Source organism: Dyella sp. Tek66A03 (genome assembly GCF_052567735.1).
Map to the genome: position 1 here is coordinate 1,161,488 of NZ_CP199584.1, position 23,233 is coordinate 1,184,720.

20 protein-coding genes are annotated in these 23,233 nt (G+C 61.6%); 6 read left to right on the forward strand and 14 right to left on the reverse strand.

Annotated elements, in window-relative coordinates:
- Positions 1-247: 247 nt before the first annotated feature.
- The 5 genes from ACT01B_RS05115 to ACT01B_RS05135 form a co-directional block, all read right to left on the reverse strand.
- On the reverse strand, positions 248-1,363 hold the full coding sequence (locus ACT01B_RS05115) for a sterol desaturase family protein (protein ID WP_445146299.1): 1,116 nt from the start codon (positions 1,361-1,363) through the stop codon (positions 248-250).
- 174 nt (positions 1,364-1,537) lie between these two features.
- Positions 1,538-2,209 (reverse strand): N-acetylmuramate alpha-1-phosphate uridylyltransferase MurU, encoded by a 672-nt coding sequence (gene murU, locus ACT01B_RS05120; RefSeq protein WP_445146300.1) that lies wholly within the window; start codon positions 2,207-2,209, stop codon positions 1,538-1,540.
- Entirely contained in the window at positions 2,206-3,216 is a 1,011-nt protein-coding gene (locus ACT01B_RS05125; RefSeq protein WP_445146301.1) for an aminoglycoside phosphotransferase family protein, read from the reverse strand. Before ACT01B_RS05125 ends, murU begins: the two co-directional genes overlap by 4 nt.
- A gap of 192 nt (positions 3,217-3,408) precedes the next feature.
- A complete protein-coding gene (locus ACT01B_RS05130; protein WP_445146302.1) occupies positions 3,409-4,749 on the reverse strand; it encodes an ammonium transporter in 1,341 nt (446 codons plus the stop codon).
- Complete coding sequence (locus ACT01B_RS05135; protein ID WP_445146303.1) at positions 4,739-5,077, reverse strand: P-II family nitrogen regulator; 339 nt, start codon at positions 5,075-5,077, stop codon at positions 4,739-4,741. The genes ACT01B_RS05130 and ACT01B_RS05135 overlap by 11 nt, the downstream gene beginning before the upstream one ends.
- Before the next feature lie 340 nt (positions 5,078-5,417).
- Here ACT01B_RS05135 and ACT01B_RS05140 point away from each other — a divergent pair, with 340 nt between their 5' ends.
- The 5 genes from ACT01B_RS05140 (at position 5,418) to ACT01B_RS05160 (ending at position 10,882) form a co-directional block, all read left to right on the forward strand.
- Positions 5,418-5,852: an SUF system Fe-S cluster assembly regulator gene (locus tag ACT01B_RS05140; RefSeq protein WP_445146304.1), complete on the forward strand. Its 435-nt coding sequence runs from the start codon at positions 5,418-5,420 to the stop codon at positions 5,850-5,852.
- A gap of 44 nt (positions 5,853-5,896) precedes the next feature.
- Positions 5,897-7,375, forward strand: a complete 1,479-nt coding sequence (gene sufB, locus ACT01B_RS05145) for a Fe-S cluster assembly protein SufB (protein ID WP_445146305.1) — start codon at positions 5,897-5,899, stop codon at positions 7,373-7,375.
- Positions 7,376-7,487: 112 nt separating this feature from the next.
- On the forward strand, positions 7,488-8,258 hold the full coding sequence (gene sufC / locus ACT01B_RS05150; RefSeq protein WP_445146306.1) for a Fe-S cluster assembly ATPase SufC: 771 nt from the start codon (positions 7,488-7,490) through the stop codon (positions 8,256-8,258).
- On the forward strand, positions 8,255-9,574 hold the full coding sequence (gene sufD / locus ACT01B_RS05155) for a Fe-S cluster assembly protein SufD (protein WP_445146307.1): 1,320 nt from the start codon (positions 8,255-8,257) through the stop codon (positions 9,572-9,574). The genes sufC and sufD overlap by 4 nt, the downstream gene beginning before the upstream one ends.
- 60 nt (positions 9,575-9,634) lie before the next feature.
- Entirely contained in the window at positions 9,635-10,882 is a 1,248-nt protein-coding gene (locus tag ACT01B_RS05160) for a cysteine desulfurase (protein WP_445146308.1), read from the forward strand.
- A 165-nt stretch (positions 10,883-11,047) separates the two neighbouring features.
- Here ACT01B_RS05160 and ACT01B_RS05165 read toward each other — a convergent pair whose 3' ends face one another.
- The 9 genes from ACT01B_RS05165 to ACT01B_RS05205 form a co-directional block, all read right to left on the reverse strand.
- Positions 11,048-11,371 (reverse strand): putative hemolysin, encoded by a 324-nt coding sequence (locus ACT01B_RS05165; RefSeq protein ID WP_445146309.1) that lies wholly within the window; start codon positions 11,369-11,371, stop codon positions 11,048-11,050.
- Between the two features lie 258 nt (positions 11,372-11,629).
- Entirely contained in the window at positions 11,630-13,093 is a 1,464-nt protein-coding gene (locus ACT01B_RS05170) for a radical SAM protein (protein WP_445146310.1), read from the reverse strand.
- Entirely contained in the window at positions 13,090-13,848 is a 759-nt protein-coding gene (locus tag ACT01B_RS05175; RefSeq protein WP_445146311.1) for a class I SAM-dependent methyltransferase, read from the reverse strand. Before ACT01B_RS05175 ends, ACT01B_RS05170 begins: the two co-directional genes overlap by 4 nt.
- Positions 13,849-15,993, reverse strand: a complete 2,145-nt coding sequence (locus ACT01B_RS05180) for a glycosyltransferase (RefSeq protein WP_445146312.1) — start codon at positions 15,991-15,993, stop codon at positions 13,849-13,851.
- Between the two features lie 44 nt (positions 15,994-16,037).
- On the reverse strand, positions 16,038-17,117 hold the full coding sequence (locus tag ACT01B_RS05185; RefSeq protein ID WP_445146313.1) for a hypothetical protein: 1,080 nt from the start codon (positions 17,115-17,117) through the stop codon (positions 16,038-16,040).
- Between the two features lie 69 nt (positions 17,118-17,186).
- Positions 17,187-18,311 carry a non-hydrolyzing UDP-N-acetylglucosamine 2-epimerase gene (gene wecB / locus ACT01B_RS05190; protein WP_445146314.1) on the reverse strand — a complete coding sequence of 375 codons (1,125 nt, stop codon included), beginning with the start codon at positions 18,309-18,311 and terminating at the stop codon, positions 17,187-17,189.
- Positions 18,312-18,521: 210 nt separating this feature from the next.
- Entirely contained in the window at positions 18,522-20,558 is a 2,037-nt protein-coding gene (locus tag ACT01B_RS05195) for a M13 family metallopeptidase (RefSeq protein WP_445146315.1), read from the reverse strand.
- A 77-nt stretch (positions 20,559-20,635) separates the two neighbouring features.
- Complete coding sequence (locus tag ACT01B_RS05200) at positions 20,636-22,015, reverse strand: sensor histidine kinase (protein ID WP_445146316.1); 1,380 nt, start codon at positions 22,013-22,015, stop codon at positions 20,636-20,638.
- Between the two features lie 25 nt (positions 22,016-22,040).
- Positions 22,041-22,718: a winged helix-turn-helix domain-containing protein gene (locus ACT01B_RS05205; RefSeq protein ID WP_445146317.1), complete on the reverse strand. Its 678-nt coding sequence runs from the start codon at positions 22,716-22,718 to the stop codon at positions 22,041-22,043.
- A 258-nt stretch (positions 22,719-22,976) separates the two neighbouring features.
- Between ACT01B_RS05205 and ACT01B_RS05210 the strand changes: the two genes are divergently transcribed.
- Positions 22,977-23,189, forward strand: coding sequence for a hypothetical protein (locus ACT01B_RS05210; protein WP_445146318.1), 213 nt, complete (start codon positions 22,977-22,979; stop codon positions 23,187-23,189).
- Positions 23,190-23,233 lie beyond the last annotated feature (44 nt).

Sequence of the window (23,233 nt, forward strand, 5' to 3'; positions counted from 1 at the left end):
GAAGCCGCCCCTTCGATTCCGTAGGCGGCAGCTTGATCGCGCCTGTCGACGCGCAAGCCCCGGGACCGCACGCTTCAAGCCAACGCGATGGGTGGGAGTGACTTCAGACGCCATGGCGAACAACGAGGCAAGGGTTTGTCGCGACTGAAGTCGCTCCCACCACAAGTCGCGTTCGCGTGATCACGGCGATGCAGACCAGCGCTTTTTGAATTCCCTAGCGAGCCAGGAGGCTGCCGCTGTCCTGGGCTCAGGCCGTTTCGGCGCTTTCGCGGACCGTCGTGCTGGTGCTTTCCGCCTCGTGCAAAGCATGGGCGGGCTGCAGCACGTGGTGCCCCAGTGCGTGCAGGTCGAGCTGGTCGACGGGGATCGGTCGGTAGTCGGGGCCGAACGCCACTTCCCCGAGTTTCCAGCCAGCCGGGCGGCGCACGGCGCCCCAGAAGCGCTTGATCGCGTTCCAGTGCAGGCCGATGAGGTTGTGGTTGTTGTCGTCGTCGACCATCGGGTCGCCCACGCCGGTGGGACGCGGCGGTTCGCCGTACAGCGCGGTGCCGAACAGCACATCCCAGATCGAGAACACCTGGCCGAAGTTGCAGTTATGCAGCTTCGGTCGGGTCGGATCGACCAGCATGTGGTGCAGGCGGTGGAACTTGGGCGCCACGAACACGCGATTGAATACCGGGCCAAAACCGAGACGAACGTTGGTGTGCGAGAGGTTCTGCATCAGTTCGCCCACCAGCACCAGCCACGCGAACTGCTCTGGCTCCACGCCGATCACGATACCGACCACGGCGAGGATCATCGATTGCAGAAAGCCATCGATCGGGCTGCCACGGTCATTGGTCCAGCAATTCATCTGGCGCGTGCTGTGATGCATGCTGTGCAGCGCCCACCACCACGGTAGCGCGTGTTGCATGCGATGCATCCAGTAGTACGCGAAGTCGTAGACGAGGTAGTAGCAGAAGAACAGCAACCATGGATGCTCTTTCAGTACCGGCACCCAATGGGTGAGCGCGAGCGGCGAGGCGCTGGGGTCGCTGGGGCCGGTGTCGGGGCCGCCGAAGAAGTTGGCGATCGGCGACAGCACCAGGTAGCTGAAGACGGGGAAGATGCCGATCAGCATCATCAGCGTGTACTGGAAATCCACGCGGGTGAGCTTGCGGTCGGTCCATTTTTCCGCCGGCATCACGCTTTCCAGCGGGCGGAAGATGAAGCCGATGATGCATAGCTGGAGCGTGGCGACCAGCAGCGCGCCCGAGATGTCGTTCGCATTGCCAGCGAGTTCTTCCAGGTGCAGGAACTGCAGTACGGGGAGCACAGCATGGCTGGCAAACCAGCTAACCAAGTGGGACCACAGTTCGGACATCTTTCACACACCTTGGATGGAAGCGGGCGGGGCCAGCAGGCGGGAGTCATGGGCGCGACCGACTGGGGATGCCCGTGGCGCCGCTCCGGCGCTCTACTGAACCGGGTGGTTTAGGATACCGTCGGCGACCGCGGGCATCCAGCTGGCAGGATTTTGCGGCAGGCCATCTTTCGCTCAGCTGCCGCGCAGCTGAGCGTCGAGTTCGGCGAGCTGGGCGGGGTTGCCCAGGTTGCGCCAGAAGCCGCCGAAGCACTCGCCGTCGAGTTGTCCGTCGCGCATGGCCTGTTGGTATAGCGGTAGCAGTTTGAAGCGGCCGGGCTCCTGGCCATGCAAGAATTCCGGACGATAGACACCGATATTGCCGAAAGTCAGTCGTTGCCCAGGGCCGTCTTCATGCAGTCGGCCATCCGCGAGCACGAAGTCGCCCGTTGCATGCCAGTCGGGGTTGGGCACCATCACCAAATGGGCCAGGCCGGCCGGTTGTAGAGGCAGCGCGGCGTAGTCGTACTCGCTATAGATATCCGCGCTCACCGCGATAAACGGTTCCGGCCCGAGCAGACTAAGCGCGTTGAGCATGCCGCCACCGGTTTCCAGCGGCGTGGGCCCTTCGTACGCATAGCGAATGCGCAGACCCCAGCGCGAACCATCGCCAAGCGTGTCAGAAAACTGTTCGGCCAGATGCGAGGTGTTGATCACCACGTAATGCACGTCGATGGCGGCGAGCTTTTCCAGATGCCACACGATCAGCGGTTTGCCGCCGACAGGCAGCAAGGGTTTGGGCGTGTGATCGGTGAGCGGCCGCATGCGCTCGCCCAGGCCCGCCGCAAAGATCAGCGCATGCCTCATGCGGCGGCCACCTGGGTCAGGTCGCGTCCTTGCGCGTGACGCTCAAGCAGGGCGACGAACTCGGCGAGTTCGGGATAGCTGCGTGCCACCGACACTACGTAGTGATAAACCCGCGGCACGTCGGCCAGATAGCCGGGTTTGCCATCGCGGTACCACAGCCGATAGAACTGTCCGAGTACGCGGATATGACGATGCAGGCCGGTGAGATCGAACCAACGCAGGAAGCGTGTGCTGTCGACGTCGCCACCGATCATCCCGGCATCCAGCAGACGCAAGCGATAGGACTCCACCCAGCCCGCGATGCGTTCGCGCGGCCAGGTGATATAGGCATCGCGTAGCAAGGAGGCGAGGTCGTACGTGATCGGGCCGGCCAAGGCACCTTGAAAGTCGATGATGCCGGGATTGTTGTCGTCGACGATCAGCAGATTGCGGCTATGGAAGTCGCGATGCACGAAGGAGCGCGGTTGTTGCAGCGCGTTGCGTATCACCACGTCGAACGCGGCTTCCAGCACGTCCCACTCGTCGCAATCCGGTGTGTGGCCGAGATGTCGGCCGAGAAACCATTCCGGCATGACTTCCAGTCCGCGCACCAGCATGGCGTGGTCGAACGGTGGCAGGTCGCTGTAGTCCATGCGCGACTGCATGCGCAGCAGCGCATCCATGGCGTCGCCGTAGAGTTGGTCTGCGGTGTCGCCGTTCAAGGCAGGCAGGTACAAGCGCGTGCCGAGATCCTCGATCAGCAGGAAACCTTGCTCGAGATCGTGCGCGTGCACCGCCGGTACATGCAGGCCGGCGGCAGCGAGGCGCGCACCCATGGCCAGCCACGGACGCGGATCTTCCTGCGCGGGCGGCGAGTCCATCACGATCCAGCTGGCGCCCGCGTGATGCGTGCGCCAGTAGCTGCGGAAGCTGGCGTCGGAGGAGGCGGGCTCGAGTGTCAGCGTGGCGTCGCCGAGGGTGGAGCGGGTCCAGGCAAGGCGGGCGGCGGCGCGGTCGGAGGCGGTCATGGTGTGCGGCTTGGGGCGATGCGTAAAGCTTAGCGGCTTGCGGCTCTAGCTTCCTCTCCCCTTTGGGGAGAGGATTGAGGTGAGGGGCGGGTGCTCGCGGGAATAGTTCTACAGAGCGCCCTTCGATCTGGCGGATTCGCAAGATTGGCCCCTCACCCCAGCCCTCTCCCCGGAGGGGAGAGGGAGCCGAGATCACGACAGGTTGTAAGCCTTCTCTTCGTGCAGCGCCAAATCCAGGCCCACCTGCTCCTGCTCTTCGTCCACACGCAACCCCAGCGTCCAGTCGATCAGCTTGAGGATGACCAGGCTGAGTACGGCACTCCACAGGATGGTGAAGCCCACGCCCTTGGCCTGGATCCACAGCTGCCCCCACAGCGATTCCACCGTGCCGAAACCGCCGAGCTTGGGCGACGCCAGCGGGCCGGTGAGCAGGGCGCCGACGATGCCGGCTACGGCGTGCACGCCGAACACATCGAGCGAGTCGTCATAGCGAAGCTTGTGCTTGAGACGCGTGGCACTGAAGAAGCAGATGACGCCGGCAAGCAGGCCCAGCACCAGCGCGCCGCCCGGACCGGCGGTGCCGGCAGCCGGGGTGACGGCGACCAGGCCCGCGACGGCGCCCGAGACGATACCCAGCACGCTGGGACGCCCATGCAGGATCCATTCTGCTCCCAGCCAACCGAGCGCGGCGGCGGCGGTGGCGATCTGGGTGACCAGCATGGCCATGCCGGCGCTGCCATTGGCGGCCACCGCCGAGCCGGCGTTGAAACCGAACCAGCCCAGCCATAGCAGGCTTGCACCCATCACGGTGTAGCCGAGGTTATGCGGTGGCATCGGCACCGTCGGGTAGCCACGACGCTTGCCGATCACCAGGCAAGCAACCAGGCCGGCGATGCCGGCGTTGATATGCACCACGGTGCCACCGGCAAAGTCGAGCACGCCCAGGTCGCCCAGCAGCGAACCGGGTCCGCTCCACACCATATGCGCCACCGGCAGATAGACGATGGTGAGCCAGAGTCCGCTGAACCACAGCAGTGCACTGAACTTCATGCGTTCGGCAAAGGCACCGATGATCAGGGCCGGCGTGATGATGGCGAAGGTCATCTGGAACATGACGTACACGCTTTCCGGCACCGTCTGGTAGCGCGAATCCGGTTTGAGCCCGGCGAGGAACACGCGGTCCAGCCCGCCGATAAAGGAATGCAGGTTGGTGACGCCCGCCTGCATGCCTTTCGTGCTGAAGGCCAGTGAATAGCCATAGAGCATCCACAACACCGACACCACGGCGGTGATGGCAAAACACTGCATCAGGATCGACAGCAAATTCTTGGAACGCACCATGCCGCCGTAGAACAGGGCCAGGCCCGGGATGGTCATCAACAGCACCAGGGCGGTCGCCGTGAGCATCCACGCGGTGTCGCCGCTGTCGATATGCGTGGGGGCGGCTGTCTGCGCCCACACGGGTGCCGCGGCGGCCATGGCCAGCAAGGCTAGTGTCACGCGGCCCTTCAGGGCCCTTCCATCAAAGCGCATCGACGTCGACCTCCTGCGTGCGAATGCGGATGGCCTGTTCCAGCTCGCTGACGAAAATCTTGCCGTCGCCAATCTTGCCGGTACGGGCGGTACTGCTGATCGCTTCGATGGCGCGTTCCAGTTGCTCGTCGGCCACGGCCACTTCCAACTTCAGCTTGGGCAGGAAATCCACCACGTATTCCGCACCGCGATACAGCTCGGTATGCCCGTGCTGCCGGCCAAACCCCTTGACCTCCGTGACGGTCATGCCCGTCACACCCACCTCGGTCAACGCCTGGCGCACATCGTCCAGCGTGAACGGTTTGATGATGGCCGTAATCCACTTCATTCCCAAAGCTCCCCATGACGTAGATATGTGGCAGCGCAGCACGATGCGTGCCAGGAAGGTTTGGGTGGTGCGATGTTGATCACCAACGCCCGTCACCGTCATTCCGGCAAAGGCTGGAATCCAGTGTCTTCAGGGGGTTGCAGAGGCGCTGGATCCCAGCTTTCGCTGGGATGACGGTGAGGTATTGGCAGGTGACGGGAAACCAGGGACTCCGCATTGCCCAAAAGCGGGGCGGCGCAGCACGACTAAGCCCACTTTTGGTGCAGTGCCGTGGTTTGACTGGCACCTCGTTAATCAGTACCATTTTGGTCCCGATTCAAGCAGTCCTGGCCGCTTCCCCATGCTTCGTGTCAGCCGACTCACCGATTACGCCACGGTGGTGATGACCTGCATCGCCGCCCATCCTGACGACGTGCTCAGCACGGCGCAGATCGCCGATGAGACGCATCTCGAGCTGCCCACCGTGAGCAAGCTGCTGAAGTTGCTGGGTCATGCCGGCCTGGTGGAATCCTTCCGTGGCGTCAACGGCGGCTACCGGCTGGCGCGACCGGCCGGGGAGATCACCCTGGCGCAGATTGTCGAAGCGCTGGAAGGCCCCCTCGGCATGACCGAATGCAGCGTGGCCGTCGGTCAGTGCGAGCGCGAGTCGCTATGCGGCGTGCGCAGCAACTGGCAGCACGTGAACAGCGTAGTGGACAGCGCCCTGCGTGCCGTCAGCCTCTCCGACATGCTCAAACCACCCAGTCGTCGCATCGACGCGAACCTGATCGGATGACCCCCGATCCTCCTTCGACCGCCCACGACGACACGAAGACGACCATGACCATCGAAACCTCCGAACGCAGCGACACCTCCACCACGCTTCGCGACAACGCGGAAGTTGCCGAGGCGCTGGGCCGTCGCTACGAGGCCGGCTTTGTCACCGACATCGAAACCGACAGCCTGCCGCCCGGTTTGTCCGAAGACATTATCCGCCAGCTGTCCGCGATCAAGCAGGAGCCGGAGTGGATGACCGAGTGGCGTCTCAAGGCGTATCGCCACTGGCTCACCATGCCGACGCCGGATTGGGCCAAGCTCAATCTCAGCCCGATCGACTATCAGGGCATCAGCTACTACGCCGCGCCCAAGCAGGGTCCGAAGTCGCTGGACGAAGTCGATCCGAAACTGCTGGAAACCTACGAAAAGCTGGGCGTGCCGCTGCACGAACGCGCCAAGCTCGCCGGCGTCGCCGTGGATGCGGTGTTCGACTCCGTCTCCGTGGGCACCACCTTCCGCAAGGAACTTGCCGAGGCCGGTGTGATCTTCTGCTCGATGAGCGAGGCGATCCGCGAGCACGGCGACCTGGTGCAGCAGTATCTGGGCAGCGTGGTGCCGACCGGCGACAACTATTTCGCAGCCCTGAATTCGGCCGTGTTCTCCGACGGCTCATTCGTGTTCATCCCCAAGGGCGTGCGTTGCCCGATGGAACTGAGCACGTACTTCCGCATCAACGCGATCAACACGGGACAGTTCGAGCGTACCTTGATCATCGCGGAAGAGGGCGCCTACGTGTCCTACCTCGAAGGCTGCACCGCGCCGATGCGCGACGAGAACCAGCTGCATGCCGCCGTGGTGGAACTGGTCGCGCTGGAGAAGGCGCAGATCAAGTATTCGACCGTGCAGAACTGGTACCCGGGCGACGAGAACGGCGTCGGCGGCATCTACAATTTCGTGACCAAGCGCGGCGATTGCCGCGGCGACGATTCCAAGATCTCCTGGACCCAGGTCGAAACCGGTTCGGCCATCACCTGGAAATACCCGAGCTGCGTACTGCGCGGTGATCGTTCGGTCGGCGAGTTCTATTCGGTGGCGCTTACCCATCATCGTCAGCAGGCCGACACCGGCACCAAGATGATCCATATCGGCAAGGGCACCAAGTCCAAGATCGTCTCCAAGGGCATCAGCGCCGGCCGTAGCTCCAACGCTTACCGCGGCCTGGTGAAGGTGGAGAAGGGCGCGGAAGGCGCCCGCAACTACACCCAGTGCGACTCGTTGCTGATCGGCAAGCGGTGCGGCGCGCACACCTTCCCCTATATGGAAGTGAAGAACCCGACCGCCATCGTCGAGCACGAAGCCACCACCTCCAAGATCTCCGACGACCAGCTGTTCTACTGCCGCAGCCGTGGCATCGGCCAGGAAGACGCCGTGTCGATGATCGTCGACGGCTTCTGCAAGCAGGTCTTCCGCGAACTGCCGATGGAGTTCGCCGTGGAAGCGAAGAAGCTGCTGGAAGTGTCGCTGGAAGGCGCGGTGGGATGATCCCTTTCACCCGGCATCCGCAGCGCCCGTGGCGCGAAGTCGCCGTCCGTATTGAATCGATTCCACTTATTGATCGTGTCGTGCCTTCGGGCCGCTAACTGAAGAATCCGCCATGCTGAAGATCGAAAACCTGCACGCCCGCGTCGAGGGCAAGGACATCCTCAAGGGACTCACGCTGACCGTGAACTCGGGTGAGGTGCACGCGATCATGGGGCCGAACGGCGCCGGCAAATCCACGCTGGGCCACGTGATTTCTGGCCGTGAAGGTTACGAGGTAACCGAGGGTTCCGTGAGCTTCAACGGCGTCGATCTGCTCGCACTCGAGCCCGAAGCGCGCGCCGCGGCCGGCGTATTCCTGGCCTTCCAGTACCCGGTGGAAATTCCCGGCGTGAACAACACGTACTTCCTGCGTGCCGCGCTCAATGCGCAGCGCAAGCAGCGCGGCGAGAAGGAACTGGATTCCATGCAGTTCCTCAAGCTGGTGCGCGAGAAGCTCAAGATCATGCAGATCTCCGACGAGCTGCTGCATCGCGCGGTGAACGAAGGTTTCTCCGGTGGCGAAAAGAAGCGCAATGAGATCTTCCAGATGGCCGTGCTGGAGCCGAAGCTGGCGATCCTCGACGAGACCGATTCGGGCCTGGATATCGACGCGCTCAAACAGGTGGCGCAGGGCGTGAATGCGCTGCGCTCGTCCGAGCGTGGCTTCCTGGTGATCACGCACTACCAGCGCCTGCTCGACTATATCGAGCCGGACTTCGTCCACGTGCTCGCCGATGGCCGCATCGTGGAAAGCGGCGACAAGACGCTGGCGCTCAAGCTGGAAGAGCAGGGTTACGCCTGGGTGACTGAGAAGGATCCCGCACTGACGGGAGCGTCGGCATGAGCGAGCCGCAACGCATGCCGTTCGTCGAGTCGCTGCTGCAAGCGGCGGCGCAGGCGCGCTTGCCCGGCAGCGATATCGGCTGGCTGGATGCCGCGCGTCGCGAGAATCTTGAAGCCTTCGCCGCTGCCGGCTTGCCGGATACGCGGATGGAAGCCTGGAAGTACACGGCGCTACGCGCGCTGGGCCAACGGCGTTTTGCGCCCGGCGATGCCCTGGCAGCCACACGCGACGTCGATGCCGCCGCGCTCGCCTTGCCGGGTGTGGACGGTCCTGCCTTGGTCTTCGTCAACGGCGTTTTCCGTGCTGACCTTTCGCGTATCGATGCCTTGCCTGCCGGGCTGAACCTGCAGCCGCTCTCGCAGGCCTTGCAGGGCGATGCCGAGCCGCTGCGTTTTGCGCTGTCGCGCCATTACCGCGAAGGCGGTGACGTATTCGCGCGCCTCAACGCAGCCTTGGCTGGCGATGGCGTGGTGCTGCAGGTGGCGGCAGGCGCAAAGATCGCGCAACCCGTACATCTGTTGTTTGTCGGTGCGCCCGCCGAAGGCGATCTCGCTTGGCACGTCCGGCATGTGATCGAACTGGGCGAGGGCGCCGAGCTGTCCCTGGTCGAGCATCACGCGGCCAGTGGCACGCACCAGCATCTGGGTACCCAGGTGATGGACATCGTGCTGCGCAAGGGAGCTCAGTTGCAGCACGTCACGCTGCAGGATGCCGCTGAGGGCAGCACCCTGGTGCGCCACAACAGCGTGCAACTGGATGCGCAGGCGCAGGCCATGTTGTATGCCTTGGAGTTGGGCGGTTCCCTGGTTCGGCATGATCTCCACGTGACCTTGGCAGGCGATCAGTCCCGCCTGGATACGCGTGGCGTGTTCGTGCTGCAGGGCCGCCAGCATATCGACACGCAGATGGCGATCCGCCATCAGGCGCTCAATACGGCGTCGGCGTCGGTGTGGCGCGGTGTGGCTGATGGCCGTTCGCGCGGCGTGTTCCGCGGTGCCATCGTGGTGGCCCCAGGTGCCGACGGCAGCGATGCCAGCCTCAGCAGCAAGAATCTGCTGCTCTCCAGTCAGGCCGAAATCGACACCAAGCCCGAGCTGGAAATCTATGCGGACGAGGTGAAAGCGGCGCATGGCGCCACCGTCGGCCAGCTCGACGAGCGCTCGCTGTTCTATCTGCGCTCGCGCGGCATTCCGTTGACCGAGGCGCGCTCGATGCTCACGGCGGCATTCTGCCGGGCGGTGTTCGAGTCATTGCCCGACGAGAACCTGCGCAAACACCTTTATCACGAGCTGATGGCGCACCTGCCGTCCGCTTGAGTCATACCGACGGTGCGGTGACCCTGGCGTCACCGCAAGCGACAAGGCGAAACGACCACGATGAACGCACAGTCCAAACATCTTCCTACGGTTTTCGATGTGCAGCGCATTCGCGCGGATTTCCCCTTGCTGTCGCGCACCGTGCACGACAAGCCGCTGATCTATTTCGATAACGCCAATACCAGCCAAAAGCCGGTGAGCGTGATCGAAGCGGTGAACAATCATTACCGCGAACACAACGCTAATGTGTCGCGTGCCGTGCATTTGCTGGGGGAAGAAGCGACGGCGGCCTATGAGGGCGCGCGCGACAAGCTGGCGCGTTTCATCAATGCCACTTCGCGCAACGAGCTGGTGCTGACCTCGGGCACCACGCAGTCGATCAACCTGGTGGCCTACAGCTACGCGCTACCCCGGCTGAAGGCGGGCGACGCAATCCTCACGACGGTGATGGAGCACCACTCCAATATCGTGCCCTGGCAGCTGGTCGCCCAGCGCAGCGGCGCGACGGTGAAGGCGGCACCCATCGACGAACGCGGCGAGCTGATCGTCGAGAAATACCTCGAGATGCTCACGCCGGAAGTAAAGCTGGCTTGCGTCACGCATGTGTCCAACGTGCTCGGTACGGTGAACCCGATACGCGAAATCGCCAGGGAGTGCCGCAAGCGCGGCATCCCGCTGCTGGTGGATGGGTCGCAGGCCGTGCCGCATCGGCCCGTGGATGTGCAGGCCCTGGGCTGCGATTTCTACGCGCTGACGGGTCACAAGATGCTTTCGCCCACCGGTACCGGCGCCTTGTGGGCGCGCAAGGAACATCTCGATGCGATGCCACCGTTCTTCGGCGGCGGGGAGATGATCCGCGAGGTTCGTTTCGATGGCACCACCTTTGCCGAGCCGCCGCACAAGTTCGAAGCCGGCACGCCGAACATCGCGGGCTTCGTGGGCTTGGGCGCCGCCATCGACTATTACGAATCGATCGGCTTCGAGGCCATCCATGCGTGGGAGCAGCAGTTGCTTGCCTACGCGACCGAGCGGCTGCGCGAGATTCCCGGCCTGCGCCTGTTTGGCGAGGCGAAGGAAAAAGAGCCGGTCATCTCGTTCCTGATCGAAGGCGCGCAGGCAACCGATCTGGCAACCCTGCTCGACCTGCAAGGCGTGGCCGTGCGCTCCGGTCATCACTGCGCGCATCCGCTGATGCAGTTCTACAAGGTGCCAGCCACGCTGCGCGCGTCACTGGCGTTCTACAACACGCGCGAAGAGATCGACGCCTTCGTGACCGCCTTGCTCAAGGTGCGCAAACTGTTGATGTAAGGCTTTGCGCTGACCGGCTTCTTTGCTCGTCATTCCAGCGAAGGCTCGAATCCAGTGCCTTCAGTACCTCGTAAAGGTACTGGATTCGAGCCGTCGCTCGGATGACGACTTATTGAGAGGCTTGCTGTGCCATCAGCTGATGCTGCATCTCGAGCAAAGAGCCAATCAGGGTTTAAGGGCGCTCCCAGCGGTCGTCGGCCGAGGCGGAGCGACACACTGACGGTTGCGAAACAGAGCCCATTCTTCGCACTCGCGGCCATCGGGTAAGAGACACACGCCATAAATAATGCCTGCCGGGTCGCGGCGCAGGTCAACTCGGCCGCCTTGTTCAGTGCAATTGACCGAGGCTGGATTGGGTATGCCGATGCGTGGCCTTGGCGCTGTGCTCGCGATGCCGGGTACAGACGTTGTGGCTGGAGGTGGTGGCGCCCGCTGCGACGTGCAGGCGGCAAGGGCGAGAACGAGCACGGCAAGCATGGATGACTTCATGTGCACTCCCACAAGACCGAGCGATCAGGTGCCGTCACTATAGTGCCAGTAGGCGTGGCGATAGCGTCGATAAACGTCCTAAAAAGTTGATGACGTCTATCCACACTGCAGCGCTTGCTGCCCAGGTAATAGAAAAGCGCCGCGGCTGAGCCGTGGCGCTTTGGTTCACGCTATAGGGAGGGAAATCGTCTTTGCGCTCTTCATTTGCTTGTCGGTAAAAGGGGTCGTTTGGTCCTTCCCACATTCGAGCGTGGCGGATCAGCTGCCTAGATTCGCTTCGATCAGGGCGAAGCCTAGCCTTCGGTTGTCGTCACCGGTTCCAAGTGTTTGGGGGCAGAAGGTCTGAGACGTTTCTAGTTCAAGTATTACCGAGCCTGCTACTACCAAGCGCTGGTCAAAGTGGATATCGGTCATTCCTACTCCAGCGTCTTGCCAGGTATGTAGCAGATCGCCGTTCGCGCGCAAGGTGAGTTTATTGGGTGTTTGCTGGCCCCGAGGAAGCAATCCGCGGAGCACAAGACGCACTTTACCCTGGGCGTATAGCTCAATCCGGGAACAACCCTGGCTCCAGAAGACCTCGTCATCGTTGCCGAGGTGCCAGCCGTAGATAAGGCCAGCACGACCGAGGCTCGGGGCCAGAATCTTTGAGGGCGCCCGCCCTGGTCGCGCTGCGATCTTGTAAGGGCAGGCGCGACACTTTTTATCCTTGGCATGGAGATAGTTGGCGCGGAACACGAGGTAGGAGGGGCTATGCCAGATATCGGCAAGACTCAGTTCACCCAGTCGCCCCATGACAATCTGGTCCCTTCTTTCGCAGGTAACGACTTCTCCGTCGGCCAGGATGTGAACAGTATGCCAAGGGTCTTGTTCGCAGCCGTGGATTCTGGCTTCGCTCGTCAGCGGCCACGGATAGGGATGCGCCTCGTCATTCAGCGACCCGCGTTCATCCACCTCCGGCGTGGAGACATTGAACGTCAGATCAGGGAACGAGTTCCTGGTCCTGGTTATGGCACCGTTCAACGCTGCCAGAAAGGAGGGTCTCAGGCGTTCGCCATCAAGTTCGTCGGCGAATGTCTCCGGTATCGGATCACGTCGGATGATTGGGTGAATATCGATTTGTTTGAGGCCCAGTGTCGATGCATAGTCGGCAATGGCGTGAAGATCCTCAAGATTCCGCTGCATGGCGACGAATGCGAAGTTGACTTCCATTCGTCGTGGTGCCGACTGCGACAGTTCGACAATGCGCTCGATACGCGCACGCATCTCGTCAATGCTGCTGAATCGATAGATGTCCTTGAAGCGCTGCTCATCAAGCGTGTGCAGCGAAATAGTCAAACGTGAAATACCTGCGTGGGCCAGTGCATCGACGCGATGCCACGGTACCGATGAGAGCGCCGTCACTAGTTCAACCGTGGCGCCGGTGCGGGACGCCAGTTCGCAGGCTTCGACGATATGCGGATGGTGGGATGATTCGCCTGAATAATTGAGTCGAATAATTTCCGGTTCGCCGAGCTCCTGGATGATTCTACGGAACATCTCGATATCCATATGCTGCCCCTTGCCGCGGAGCAATTTCCGAGAGCAAAACACACAATCGAATGGACAGCGTGAGGTCAGCTCTATCCACGCGACGCTCGGCATCATTTTCGTGCGAAGTACAGATGGATCTTCCGCTGAGAGAGGCAGGCGACGCGACGGGCTGAAGTGGCTGAGAATGCTCATGTTCGCCTCAAGATCATGGTCACGAAACGGGAGTCGGAGGATTGTTTCTGTGCGCCATAGTCGAAATGGCAGGATGCCACCGCGTAGCCCGCCCGTTGAGCGATATCTATCAACTCATCCATGGCGTAGGGTTTGATAACTTCTTCCGTTTGGATGGCTTGCGTGTGGAGACCCTGTCTATCTCGCAGCACATAGCGTCGCTCGATTCGGTGCCTACGTTGGGAAAGTAGTGTGATTCTCTTGCTTCGCTCAAGCGTGCCGTCGCCGTGTGGACGTTTGTAGTCGAGTATGAAGTCTGCGAAGTGCTGCACTGGCTTGGGAATGAAGGTATCCACCACCACGCGACCGTTCGCTTCGAGCTGACCATGTAGGCTTGTAAGCAATAACTTGGCTTCAGCCGGGTCAGGTAAGTAGGTGATCAGAGAATAGGGAAGGAGGATGGTGCGAAAGTTGCCCCGCAAACCTAGGTTGCGCATGTCCATCTGGACTACCGCTGGTTCCAGGCCAACCACGCTGGCGTGGCTGTGAAGCGTCGACAGCATGGGCAAGGAGCGGTCGATCCCGAGAATGGGAATGCCGGCGGCAGCAAGGTCCAACAGGATTCGACCAGTACCGCAGCCGAGCTCCAGGACATTGCCACCCTGGTGGCGAGCAAAGGAGCGATACCATGCAACATCGTCAAAAGGCATGCTCTGCCCCATGTCCGTGGCGTAGAGCTCGGCGATGCGATCGTAGGACCAGGAAAGCATGCTCATTTAGCGTTCCATCAGCTCGCGATAGAGATTTTCCAGCCGCCCAGCGATGCTTTTCCACGTAAACTGGTTCAATCGAGCAGCGCTTGCAGTCTCCCTGCGATGGCGCTCTGCCGGATCGCTCAATAGCGCCGCGATTGGTTCAATCATGCTGGCGATATCGTGGCATATGACCATTCCCTCCAAATCACTGCTGAGGAAGCCACGGGCGCCATCCTGTGTAGTGACGCAAATCCTGCGGGCCAGTAGCGATTCGACCAGCTTGATCGACGACCCGTGAATGCCGGTCAAGGGATTAAGGGTAAGCGTGCATTGCTCAAGCCAGTGCGATGGATCTTCATATTGGCCAAAAACTGAAACGCCTTCGAGCAGCAGACGTGAGTCCGTTGCCTCGTCGGCGGCGCCATTCGCACTTAGGATGGTCAGCCGAAGCTCGGGGAAACGCCTCCTCAATTCCGGCCAACATAGGTCGAGAAACGCAAGAATGCCGAGGTAGTTTGGCTGATAGCGAAAGGGTCCCATAAAGAGCAGATGCGCCGCCGCGGACGATGGCCCCGAGGTGCGTCGGCGATCGATCGCGCCGTTGGGGATCAGCGCGGCTTCGAGGGGTTTGAGTAGATGGGAGTCCTCTTCCGAACAGGTGATCACTTGGTCATAGTGTTTTAGCACCTGCCGTAGTTTCTCATCGGCTGCTGCTCCCCCCTGCACGACGTCGTGCATGGTGAGCACCCAGCGGGACAGCTCGTCACGCTCTTCGACCAGGAGGGCCAGTTCCATGAATTCGATCTGGACGATATCGGGGGAGTAGAGCGCAATCAGCCTGCGCAGCTGCGCCCTCAGGCCTGGCCAAGCGTGGCGCTTCATGCGCTCGATCCAGCTCATCTGCGCTTCACCCTCCGCGTCACCTCGTCCCTCGATAAGATGGACGGCGTAAAGTCTGGAGAACCAGGCTTCGGACTGGTGCGTATACGTGGATCGTTCGTCACTGAGCAAGATGACATCGAACCGGTCTGAAACGCCCTCGATGAGTTCCGCAATCCGACGGGCTCCACCGTGGGCCGGCGGAAACACGGCGAACGGCGATACGATCAGGAGACGTGGGCGCTGGGTGTTGCCGACGTCCCTGGCCGTTCCGTGCCATTCGTCCACGCACAATCGTTGGTAGCCAAGGCCGCGTTCGCGAGCGCGGTGTGTGGCGATGCGGGCTAGCATCGCCCGCCAGGCAAGCCCCAGCCCGGTTAGTTCCCGGCGACTGGTCCTGGGCATAGCTGCCACACGATGCATCTGCAGTCCGGGTGGTTGGCCAGACCAGGCATTTCTAAGGTCAAACAAGACCGCATTTCGGTGGATGATGCGTTCGACTTCCGCGAGATCGTAGTACTTCCCTATAGTGCTTCGATGGTGATGATGCGCATGCGAGGTGGGACAGAACAGCACTTGCCAACCATCCGCCCACGCACGGGTGCCCCACTCGGCGTCTTCCCAGTAAAAGGGCGAGTAGTCACGCGCAGCCTTTATATAGGCTCGCAGTTGCAACGTTCTATAGAGCGAGGACCCGCCACCCGCGTAGACGTGTGCTCTGATGAGCTCGCCTGATTCGGGGAGGCGGTCGTAAATCTCCGGAAGATCCACGCGAGGGTGGAAGTCGGTCCAGCCAGTCTCTTCACGGCGCCGCTGCTGGTCGACAAAAAAGATCTGTGAAGCGACGGCGAACACTTCGGGGCGGCGATACGGGAGTATGTTGCGCAACGCATCCGGTGCCAGTTCCATATCGCTATTTAGCAGATAGCTCCACTCGTATCTGGCCAACTTCAGGCCGGTCCTGATCGCGCCGTTGTAACCAAGTGGTTTCACGGTAAAGCGCCAGGTTGCCTGGGAGAATCTGCCCTGCAGCGCGAGGTAGTCGGCCTGGTCAGCGCCATTGACGATGACGATGATTTGCACCGGTTCGTCAAGCGATGCACACGCAGCTTCAAGTGCCGTCAACGTATGATGAAGACGATCGGGGGTGCCGCGCTCACCTATGATAATGCTTAGGCCGGGCTCTTCGTTCGAGGTTCGTTCGCGCTGTGGCCAATGGCCGACGAATCGGCGGCCCATGACGTCGGCGAGTCGAATGGCCGCGTACAACGGCGCATAACGCCACATCCGTGGCTGCGACCACCAATGACGCCGTCCGCTTATCTCCGATTTCATACGAGTAGATCGGGCCTCATCCCTGCCAGGTTATCGGTGTAGCTGACGTACCAGCGAAGCGCCTGCTCCGCGAACATGGCTGTCCATGTGTTCACAGTTCTTGGCTGCGGTTTGCGTGCAAAGCTGATGCTTCCAACGCTATCGACCTGTTCTGTCAACAGGAGCGCCAAGCGCTCCAATGTGGAGTCCATGAGCGCACCAGCCGGGCCGTAGCTGCGCAAAAGAAGGCCGAGTCTGAGCGCTTGGGCAACGATGTCATTCCGGTAAATCATCCCACCCGAATCGCGCGTCGTTGCCTCCTGCTCGGGCAAGCTGCCATCGGGTTGCATCAGCTTCAGGCAGCGATCGAGTATCTTGCGGGCTTCGTCGCGCTTCGTTGTGCCGTATCTCGCCAGACCCTCTGCAAAGTACAGCGTGGGGTGCAGCATCCCGAGGTCCATGTCATCTGAGCGATGGTTCCATCGTCTCCCGTAGTCGGCGCAAGCCTGTCTTAGCCCCTCGGAAAGGGAAGGCGTTGGCGGCGCGAAGTCGACGGCAGCGGTTGCCTTGAGCAAGAAAGGACCGGCCGAAGTCGACCAGCGTTGCGGCAGGACCTTCCATGCGTGACGTGGAAGCGCCGGCGCGATGATCCCGTGACGTTCGTGAAGCGAAAGCTTTGCTGCAAGATTGTCCAGGAGGGCGTCATCCTGCTTGGCGATTCCGGCGGCGAACGTGGCAACGAGTCCGCGCTGGATCATCGCCAGGTCGAAGAAAAATATCCCATCGTTGCGCCAATCATCATGTTGGCCCTGCAGGAAGATCCGAGTCTCCGGTATGGCCGACATATGGAATTCGCGCTTGACCCATCCGATGCTGCGCGCTGCGCGTTCTGCCAGTATTTTCGCGGGAGCGGCATTTTCGAGGCCGGATAGCCAAAGCAGGTAATAGCCGGTAATTTCGGAGTAAACATAATTTGGCTGGCCATCCGTGCCCAGGCTGCCGATGACTCCTCCATCTTGCGCTCCACCTTGGACTTGCGCGGGACCATGCAGCAGCCATTCGCGTAGCCTCCAGCTTGCAGCGGCCGCGTTGTTCATTGTTGGCGATCTCAAACTCGGCAGCATAGAGTCGGTGTCAGCTTAATGCAGTGAATGGGGAAGTGAGCCTCAGGGAGTCTCTACTGGATTTGTGATGCGATCTGCAATACGCATTCCAGCATGCCCGTCTCCGTTGGGCGCCAAATCGTCGAATGGAACGGATGGGGGGCGAGGCTGCGAAAGAATGCGCCTCGCCGCGTCGTAAATGCCGTCTGCGGTAGCCTGCACGAGCTTCGTCATGCACAGCGCGACCTCTTCAACGCGCTCCGTGTTCTGCCGCACGACGAGAAGGGGTGTGCCAAGATGAGGTGCTTCCTCCTGAATCCCGCCGGAGTCCGTGATGGCCAGCGAGGAACGCCGAAGCAACGCGATGAATGGACGGTAGTCCAACGGCTCAGTGAGGTGAATGCGTGGATTGCCCGCGAGATTGAGCGCTAATTGCGTGCGTGTTGAAGGATTGGCGGGTAGGGGGCAGAACGCTATGAGATCCGGATGGTCAGCGATCAGTTGCTTTACGGCGATACTCGCCTGCTGTATGCCCTTGCCCTGGTTTTCGCGGCGATGCAGAGTAAGAGTAATGACTCGCGCACCTGAGGGAACGGGGACGGGAAGCAGTGGTTCGGCCGCACTTGCTTCGTTCCTGAGGAGGTCAACAATCGTGTTTCCAGACCGGACAATATGGGATTCGGCAATCCCCTCACGCTGCAGATTGGATACGGCAGATCGAGTGGGCGCAAAGTGCAAACTGGCGATCCGACTGATGCTTCTCCTGAAATATTCTTCCGGGAATGGACGCGACGGATGTTCCGTGCGCAATCCTGCCTCTATGTGAGCGAGAGGCAAGCCGAGGTCCCGCGAAGAGAGCGCGGTTGCATAAGCTGTCGTCGTATCGCCTTGCGCAACAAGGATGTCGGCGCCATGCGCCTTGGTCGCTTCTCGAATGCGGCTTCGAAGCAGGGTTACGTTTGCGAACAAAGAGTGTGCGCCGATCTGGCCGAGGCTGACGTCGCAGTCGATGCCTAAATGCCGAAGCGTCCGTTCGACCATGATGTGGTGCTGGCCGCTATTCATCAGGATGGGCGTGCAGCCTTGCCGGTTAGACAGGGCCAGATAGACGCTGGCGAGCTTGAGGCACTCAGGTCGAGTTCCTGCAACTAGCAACACTCGACGTTGGGAGGACGGAGGTATGCTCAAGCAAGGACATCCTTGTGTCGGGAAGGCTGCACGCCAGGCGACCCATGAATTGCGGGCGCTCAACTTACCCAGAGCATAACAACTTGCGCCGATGATAATGAACGCGGCAGACCGTGTGTTGCAAGAGCGGCCCGGAGATTGGCGCTGCCCAACCGGGAGGGCTGGATCCGGATGGCCCGCCGGTCTTCCTGACCGGCGGGCAGTCCTGATTTACCAGATCTTTACCTGCTTGTCGTCGGAGCGGACCATCTTGTCACCGGCCTTGCACTGGAACGCCTGGGCGAACGCGGGCATGTTGGACGGTGCGCCGATCGCGCGGAACTGCGCCGGCGCGTGTGGGTCGGTGTTGAGCAGGGTCAGCTGCGCTTCTGGCCGGATACTGCCACGCCAGACGCGACCCCAGTTGAGGAAGAAGCGCTGTTCCTGCGTGTAGCCGTCGATCTTCTTCTTCGCTTCGGCCGGGTTCTTGGCCAGTGCCATCTGCAGCGCATCGTAGGAGGCGTTGAGGCCGCCCAGGTCGCCGATGTTTTCACCCATGGTCAACTTGCCGTTGACGAACTTGCCGGGCAGCGCCTCGTAGCTGTTGAACTGTGCGGCGAGCTTGTCGGTGCGGCTGGTGAATGCCTCGCGATCGACGTCGCTCCACCAGTTCACGTTGTTGCCCTGGGCGTCGAACTTGCTGCCCTGGTCGTCGTAGCCATGGCCCATTTCGTGGCCGATGACGGCGCCGATGCCGCCGTAGTTGAGCCCATCGTCCACCTTCGCATCGAAGAACGGCGGCTGCAGGATCGCGGCCGGGAACACGATCTCGTTCTTTTGTGCGTTGTAGTACGCGTTCACCGTTTGTGGCGTCATGCCCCATTCGGTGCGGTCGACCGGCTTGCCGATCTTCGCGACCATATAGTCGTAATTGAACTTCTCCGCCGCCTGCACGTTGGCGTAGTAGTTGCCCTGCTGGATCTCAAGGGCGGTCCAGTCGCGCCACTTGTCGGGGTAGCCGATCTTCGGCGTGAACGTGGCCCACTTCTCAAGCGCCTTCTGCTTGGTGGCGTCGCTCATCCACTCCAGCTTCTCGATGCGCGACTTGTAGGAGGCACGAAGATTGGCGACCAGTTCCTGCGCGCGCTGCTTCGATTCCGGTGAGAACGTCTGCGCGACATAGAGCTGGCCCAGTGCCATGCCCATGCCGCCTTCGACGGTATCGAGCGTACGCTTCCAGCGCGACTTCATTTCCTTCTGGCCGTTCAGCGTCTGCGCGTTGAAGGCGAAGTCTTCCTGCTGGAACGGCGTGGAAAGGTAAGGCGCGGCGTCGTCGATGGCGTGGAAGCGCAGATACGCCTGCCAGTCGGCAACCGATACGTCGCCCAGCATCTTGTCGAACTCGGCGAAGAACTTCGGTTGCGACAGCGAAAAGCCGCTGGAGACATCGGCGTTCTGGGCTTTGAAGAAAGCCGCCCAATCGAAGTGCGGCGTCGCCTTGTCGGCGTCGGCGATGCTGACGTAGTGGTAGCGGTTTTCCGGCTGGCGCAGTTCGGTGGGCACCAGGGAGGCGGCGGCCAGGCGGGTCTCGAACGCCATCACGGCCTTGGCCTGCTTCTGGGCTTCGTCGACGCTTACGCCGGTCAGCTCCAAGGTGCGCGCGATGTGGCCGACGTAGGCCGTGCGGATCTTCTCGAAGTCGGGCTTGCTGTAGTAATCGGCGGTGGGGAGTCCCAGGCCGCCCTGGCCCGCGTAGGCGATTTGCTTGCTGGAATCCTTGAAGTCCGGGCTGCCGTAGAAGCGGAATGCCACCGGATTGCCCTGGGCGTAGCTGTCGCGGATATAGGCGACGATATCGCTGCTGTTCTTCAACCCGGCAATGCGCGCCAGCTCTGGCTTGATCGGCTCGAAACCGGCCTTCTCGATGGCAGCCTCGTCCATGCCTGATGCATACAGGTAGCCAATCTTCTGCTCGATCGAGCCCGGCGTGGCCTTGGCGGCGTCCTTGGCGGCCTGCTCGACAATGCTGTGCTGTACGTTGAGGCTGTCCTCACGCAGCGAATCGAACGAGCCCCAGCGCGTGCGGTCGGCAGGGATCGGATTGGCAGCGAGCCATTTCGCATTGACGAAGCCGTTGAAGTCGTTGCACGCGTCCTTGGCGCTGCCGAGCTCCTTGATGTTAAAGGCGCCAGACGGCGCGGCCCATGCGCCGCTGCAGAAGGCCAGGCCAACGGCGAGCGCTAGCGGTTTCACAATGCGGTTCTTCAATGCTCTCTCCCTCTTGGGTCTGTGCGAGACGGCCAGCCCTGAGTCGATCAGGGCTGCCTTCAGCGTGATCCTTCAGGCTAGATAACGCTAGGCCGAACGGCACAGTGTCGAAGGTCATATATGTGAGCAGGTGGAGCAAGTTCCGATGCCGGGAAAGCGAGTTCGACGACAAGTCCGGGAGCGCCATCGCCCAACACCAGCCGTATGCCATGGAGATCCGCGACGGCGGCGACCAGTGCCAGCCCAAGCCCGCTGCCTGGCGTGGCTCGACTGCTGTCCAGGCGCACAAAGCGTCGCAGTACGTGATCGCGCGCCTCAACGGGAATGCCTGGCCCGGAATCACTGACGCGTCCGACGATGCCGTCGGGCGTCGCAAACAGGTCTAGCTGGACACGGGAGCCGGTAGGCGTGTGATGAAGGGCGTTCTCGATCAGGTTTGCCATCACCTGCGTCAGCAGTGCGAGGTCGCCGAGCACGCACAGGCCCGGCTGAATCATCGCGTCGAAATGCTGCCCGAGATCCTCGGCGACAGGGCGATAGGTCTCGGCGATGGATTCAAAGACGCTGGACAGGGCCACGGCCCCGAATCCCGCCCTGCGATGGCGCGATTCGACGCTGGCAATACGAAGCAGTGCCCGGAAGACTGCCAACAAATGGTCAATATCGATGATCGACTGCTGCATGCCCTCCCGCAGGTGCACTTCGTCATCGTGGCGTTCAAGGCACACTTCCATGCGTTGGCGCATGCGCGTCAATGGCGTCCGGAGATCGTGAGCGATGTCGTTGGATACCTGACGCATGCCATCCATGAGCACGCGCATGCGGCTGAGCATCTGATTCAGCCGCGTGGCCAACCGGTCGAACTCGTCGCCCTTGCCTGGGTCAGCAATGACCATGGTCGACTGTTCCTCCAGCGCGCGTTCCGCCATGGCGCCCAGGCGGTCGATCCGGCGTAGATACAGCAGGCCGCCGAATCCGCCGATCAGCAGTACAAGCACGATGGCGGGTATGCCGATTTCCAGAAAGCGGCTGCTCATGAGCTCGCTCAGCTCTACCACGGTGCGGTTATCGCTACCCGCGACGACCCAGCGCCCGTCGGCGAGGTGCGCGGCGTAAAGGTGGACGCTATCCGCATCCGAGTTGTCTTCGCCGAGTGCGCCCTGCAAGGCCACCGTGTGCCAACCGACACGGGTGGGCCGGTAGCTGAGGTTGCCTGCTAGTCGTTGCCCGGAGGCATCGGTCAGAAGGTAGTATTCCGGGCCTATTGGCATCACGGCAACGCGTTGATTGATCTGCTCGCGCAAGGTGCCGTCCGAGGCGGCCTGCAGCAGGCTGGCCATTTCGGTCTTAACTTCTGCACGAAGTTGGGCTTCGGCGTAGTCGCTGACGCTCCACCATGTGCTACCCAGCAGCGCGACCAGCACCGACGCGAAGAGCGAGGCCTGAATCAGGGCCATGCGGAATGCGGCCGTTCTCCACAAGCTAGTCCGAAACACGAAGGCAATATCCCGCACCGCGCACGGTGTGTAGCAGCTCCTGATGAAAGCCCCGGTCGATCTTGGCGCGAAGGCGGCTGATATGCGTCTCGATCACACTGGTCTGGGGATCGAAATGAAACTCCCAGACGTGCTCAAGCAACATGCTGCGGGTTACTACGCGTCCGTTATGGTTCATCAAGTATTCCAATAGCCGGAACTCGCGTGGCTGAAGGTCGATCAGCTTGCCGTTGCGACGCACCTCGTGGGACACCCGGTTCAATTCCAGGTCCGCTATGCGCAAGAGCGTGGCCTTGTCGTTCGCATGGGAGCGACGCGACAGCGCGGCGGATCGGGCGCGCAGCTCGATCATGGCGAAGGGTTTGGCGAGATAGTCATCGGCGCCGGCTTCCAGCCCCTCGACGCGGGCGTCCACTTCGCCGAGCGCTGACACCATGAGCACGGGTACTTCAAGACCGGCATTTCGCAGTTCGCGCACCATCGACAGGCCGTCGAGCCTGGGAAGCATGCGATCGACGATTAGCAGGTCGTACTGGGCACGCCCGGCCATGGTCAAGCCCGTATAGCCATCCATGGCATTGTCGATGTGTGTGGAATTGGCCCGCAATCCGGCAGTGATGTTCGAAACGGTCTCTCGATCGTCTTCTACAATCAGAATTCTCATGAAGGGTGTTCCGGGTTCCGTTGGCAGGCAGTTTCTGTGAAGTGTTTGGCCATGCAGGGCTTCCTTACAGGTCGGTAAGTTCCCTGCGTCCCCTTGGTCATAGCACTTGTCTAGTTTCGGTTGGATGACAGCACGCGCCGGTGGGCATTCCATCGTTGCGAAAACGTCCGGGCGTTTATTCACCGAAGGATTCATCCATGGCTCGGAAATAAGCCGGAAGCATTCCTGTGGGTGTCGTTACGCTCACGGGGGGCGACCATGGTTCATGCGGCGGCACCCGCAACGCTCAAGGGACTCGTCGAAAACGAACTTCATTCCGTGGCCGGTGCGAGCGTGGCCCTCAGTGAGCTGGGCCGCAGCGTGACCACGGACAGCGATAGTGAGCTCGAGATCGGGGGTTTCGAGCCTGCCAAGGGCAAGCCGGTGGAAGGCTTCGGCATGCTGGTGGCGACGCCGGTCGCAGGGCACTAAGGCGGGCCATCTGGCGGCGCACCGTGAGGTGCGCCGCCATGACG

Coding starts and splice junctions, on each gene's coding strand:
- ACT01B_RS05115 (WP_445146299.1), bottom strand. CDS start 1,363: ATGTCCGAACTGTGGTCCCACTTGGTTAGCTGGTTTGCCAGCCATGCT.
- murU (WP_445146300.1), bottom strand. CDS start 2,209: ATGAGGCATGCGCTGATCTTTGCGGCGGGCCTGGGCGAGCGCATGCGG.
- ACT01B_RS05125 (WP_445146301.1), bottom strand. CDS start 3,216: ATGACCGCCTCCGACCGCGCCGCCGCCCGCCTTGCCTGGACCCGCTCC.
- ACT01B_RS05130 (WP_445146302.1), bottom strand. CDS start 4,749: ATGCGCTTTGATGGAAGGGCCCTGAAGGGCCGCGTGACACTAGCCTTG.
- ACT01B_RS05135 (WP_445146303.1), bottom strand. CDS start 5,077: ATGAAGTGGATTACGGCCATCATCAAACCGTTCACGCTGGACGATGTG.
- ACT01B_RS05140 (WP_445146304.1), top strand. CDS start 5,418: ATGCTTCGTGTCAGCCGACTCACCGATTACGCCACGGTGGTGATGACC.
- sufB (WP_445146305.1), top strand. CDS start 5,897: ATGACCATCGAAACCTCCGAACGCAGCGACACCTCCACCACGCTTCGC.
- sufC (WP_445146306.1), top strand. CDS start 7,488: ATGCTGAAGATCGAAAACCTGCACGCCCGCGTCGAGGGCAAGGACATC.
- sufD (WP_445146307.1), top strand. CDS start 8,255: ATGAGCGAGCCGCAACGCATGCCGTTCGTCGAGTCGCTGCTGCAAGCG.
- ACT01B_RS05160 (WP_445146308.1), top strand. CDS start 9,635: ATGAACGCACAGTCCAAACATCTTCCTACGGTTTTCGATGTGCAGCGC.
- ACT01B_RS05165 (WP_445146309.1), bottom strand. CDS start 11,371: ATGAAGTCATCCATGCTTGCCGTGCTCGTTCTCGCCCTTGCCGCCTGC.
- ACT01B_RS05170 (WP_445146310.1), bottom strand. CDS start 13,093: ATGAGCATTCTCAGCCACTTCAGCCCGTCGCGTCGCCTGCCTCTCTCA.
- ACT01B_RS05175 (WP_445146311.1), bottom strand. CDS start 13,848: ATGAGCATGCTTTCCTGGTCCTACGATCGCATCGCCGAGCTCTACGCC.
- ACT01B_RS05180 (WP_445146312.1), bottom strand. CDS start 15,993: ATGTGGCGTTATGCGCCGTTGTACGCGGCCATTCGACTCGCCGACGTC.
- ACT01B_RS05185 (WP_445146313.1), bottom strand. CDS start 17,117: ATGAACAACGCGGCCGCTGCAAGCTGGAGGCTACGCGAATGGCTGCTG.
- ACT01B_RS05200 (WP_445146316.1), bottom strand. CDS start 22,015: ATGGCCCTGATTCAGGCCTCGCTCTTCGCGTCGGTGCTGGTCGCGCTG.
- ACT01B_RS05205 (WP_445146317.1), bottom strand. CDS start 22,718: ATGAGAATTCTGATTGTAGAAGACGATCGAGAGACCGTTTCGAACATC.
- ACT01B_RS05210 (WP_445146318.1), top strand. CDS start 22,977: ATGGTTCATGCGGCGGCACCCGCAACGCTCAAGGGACTCGTCGAAAAC.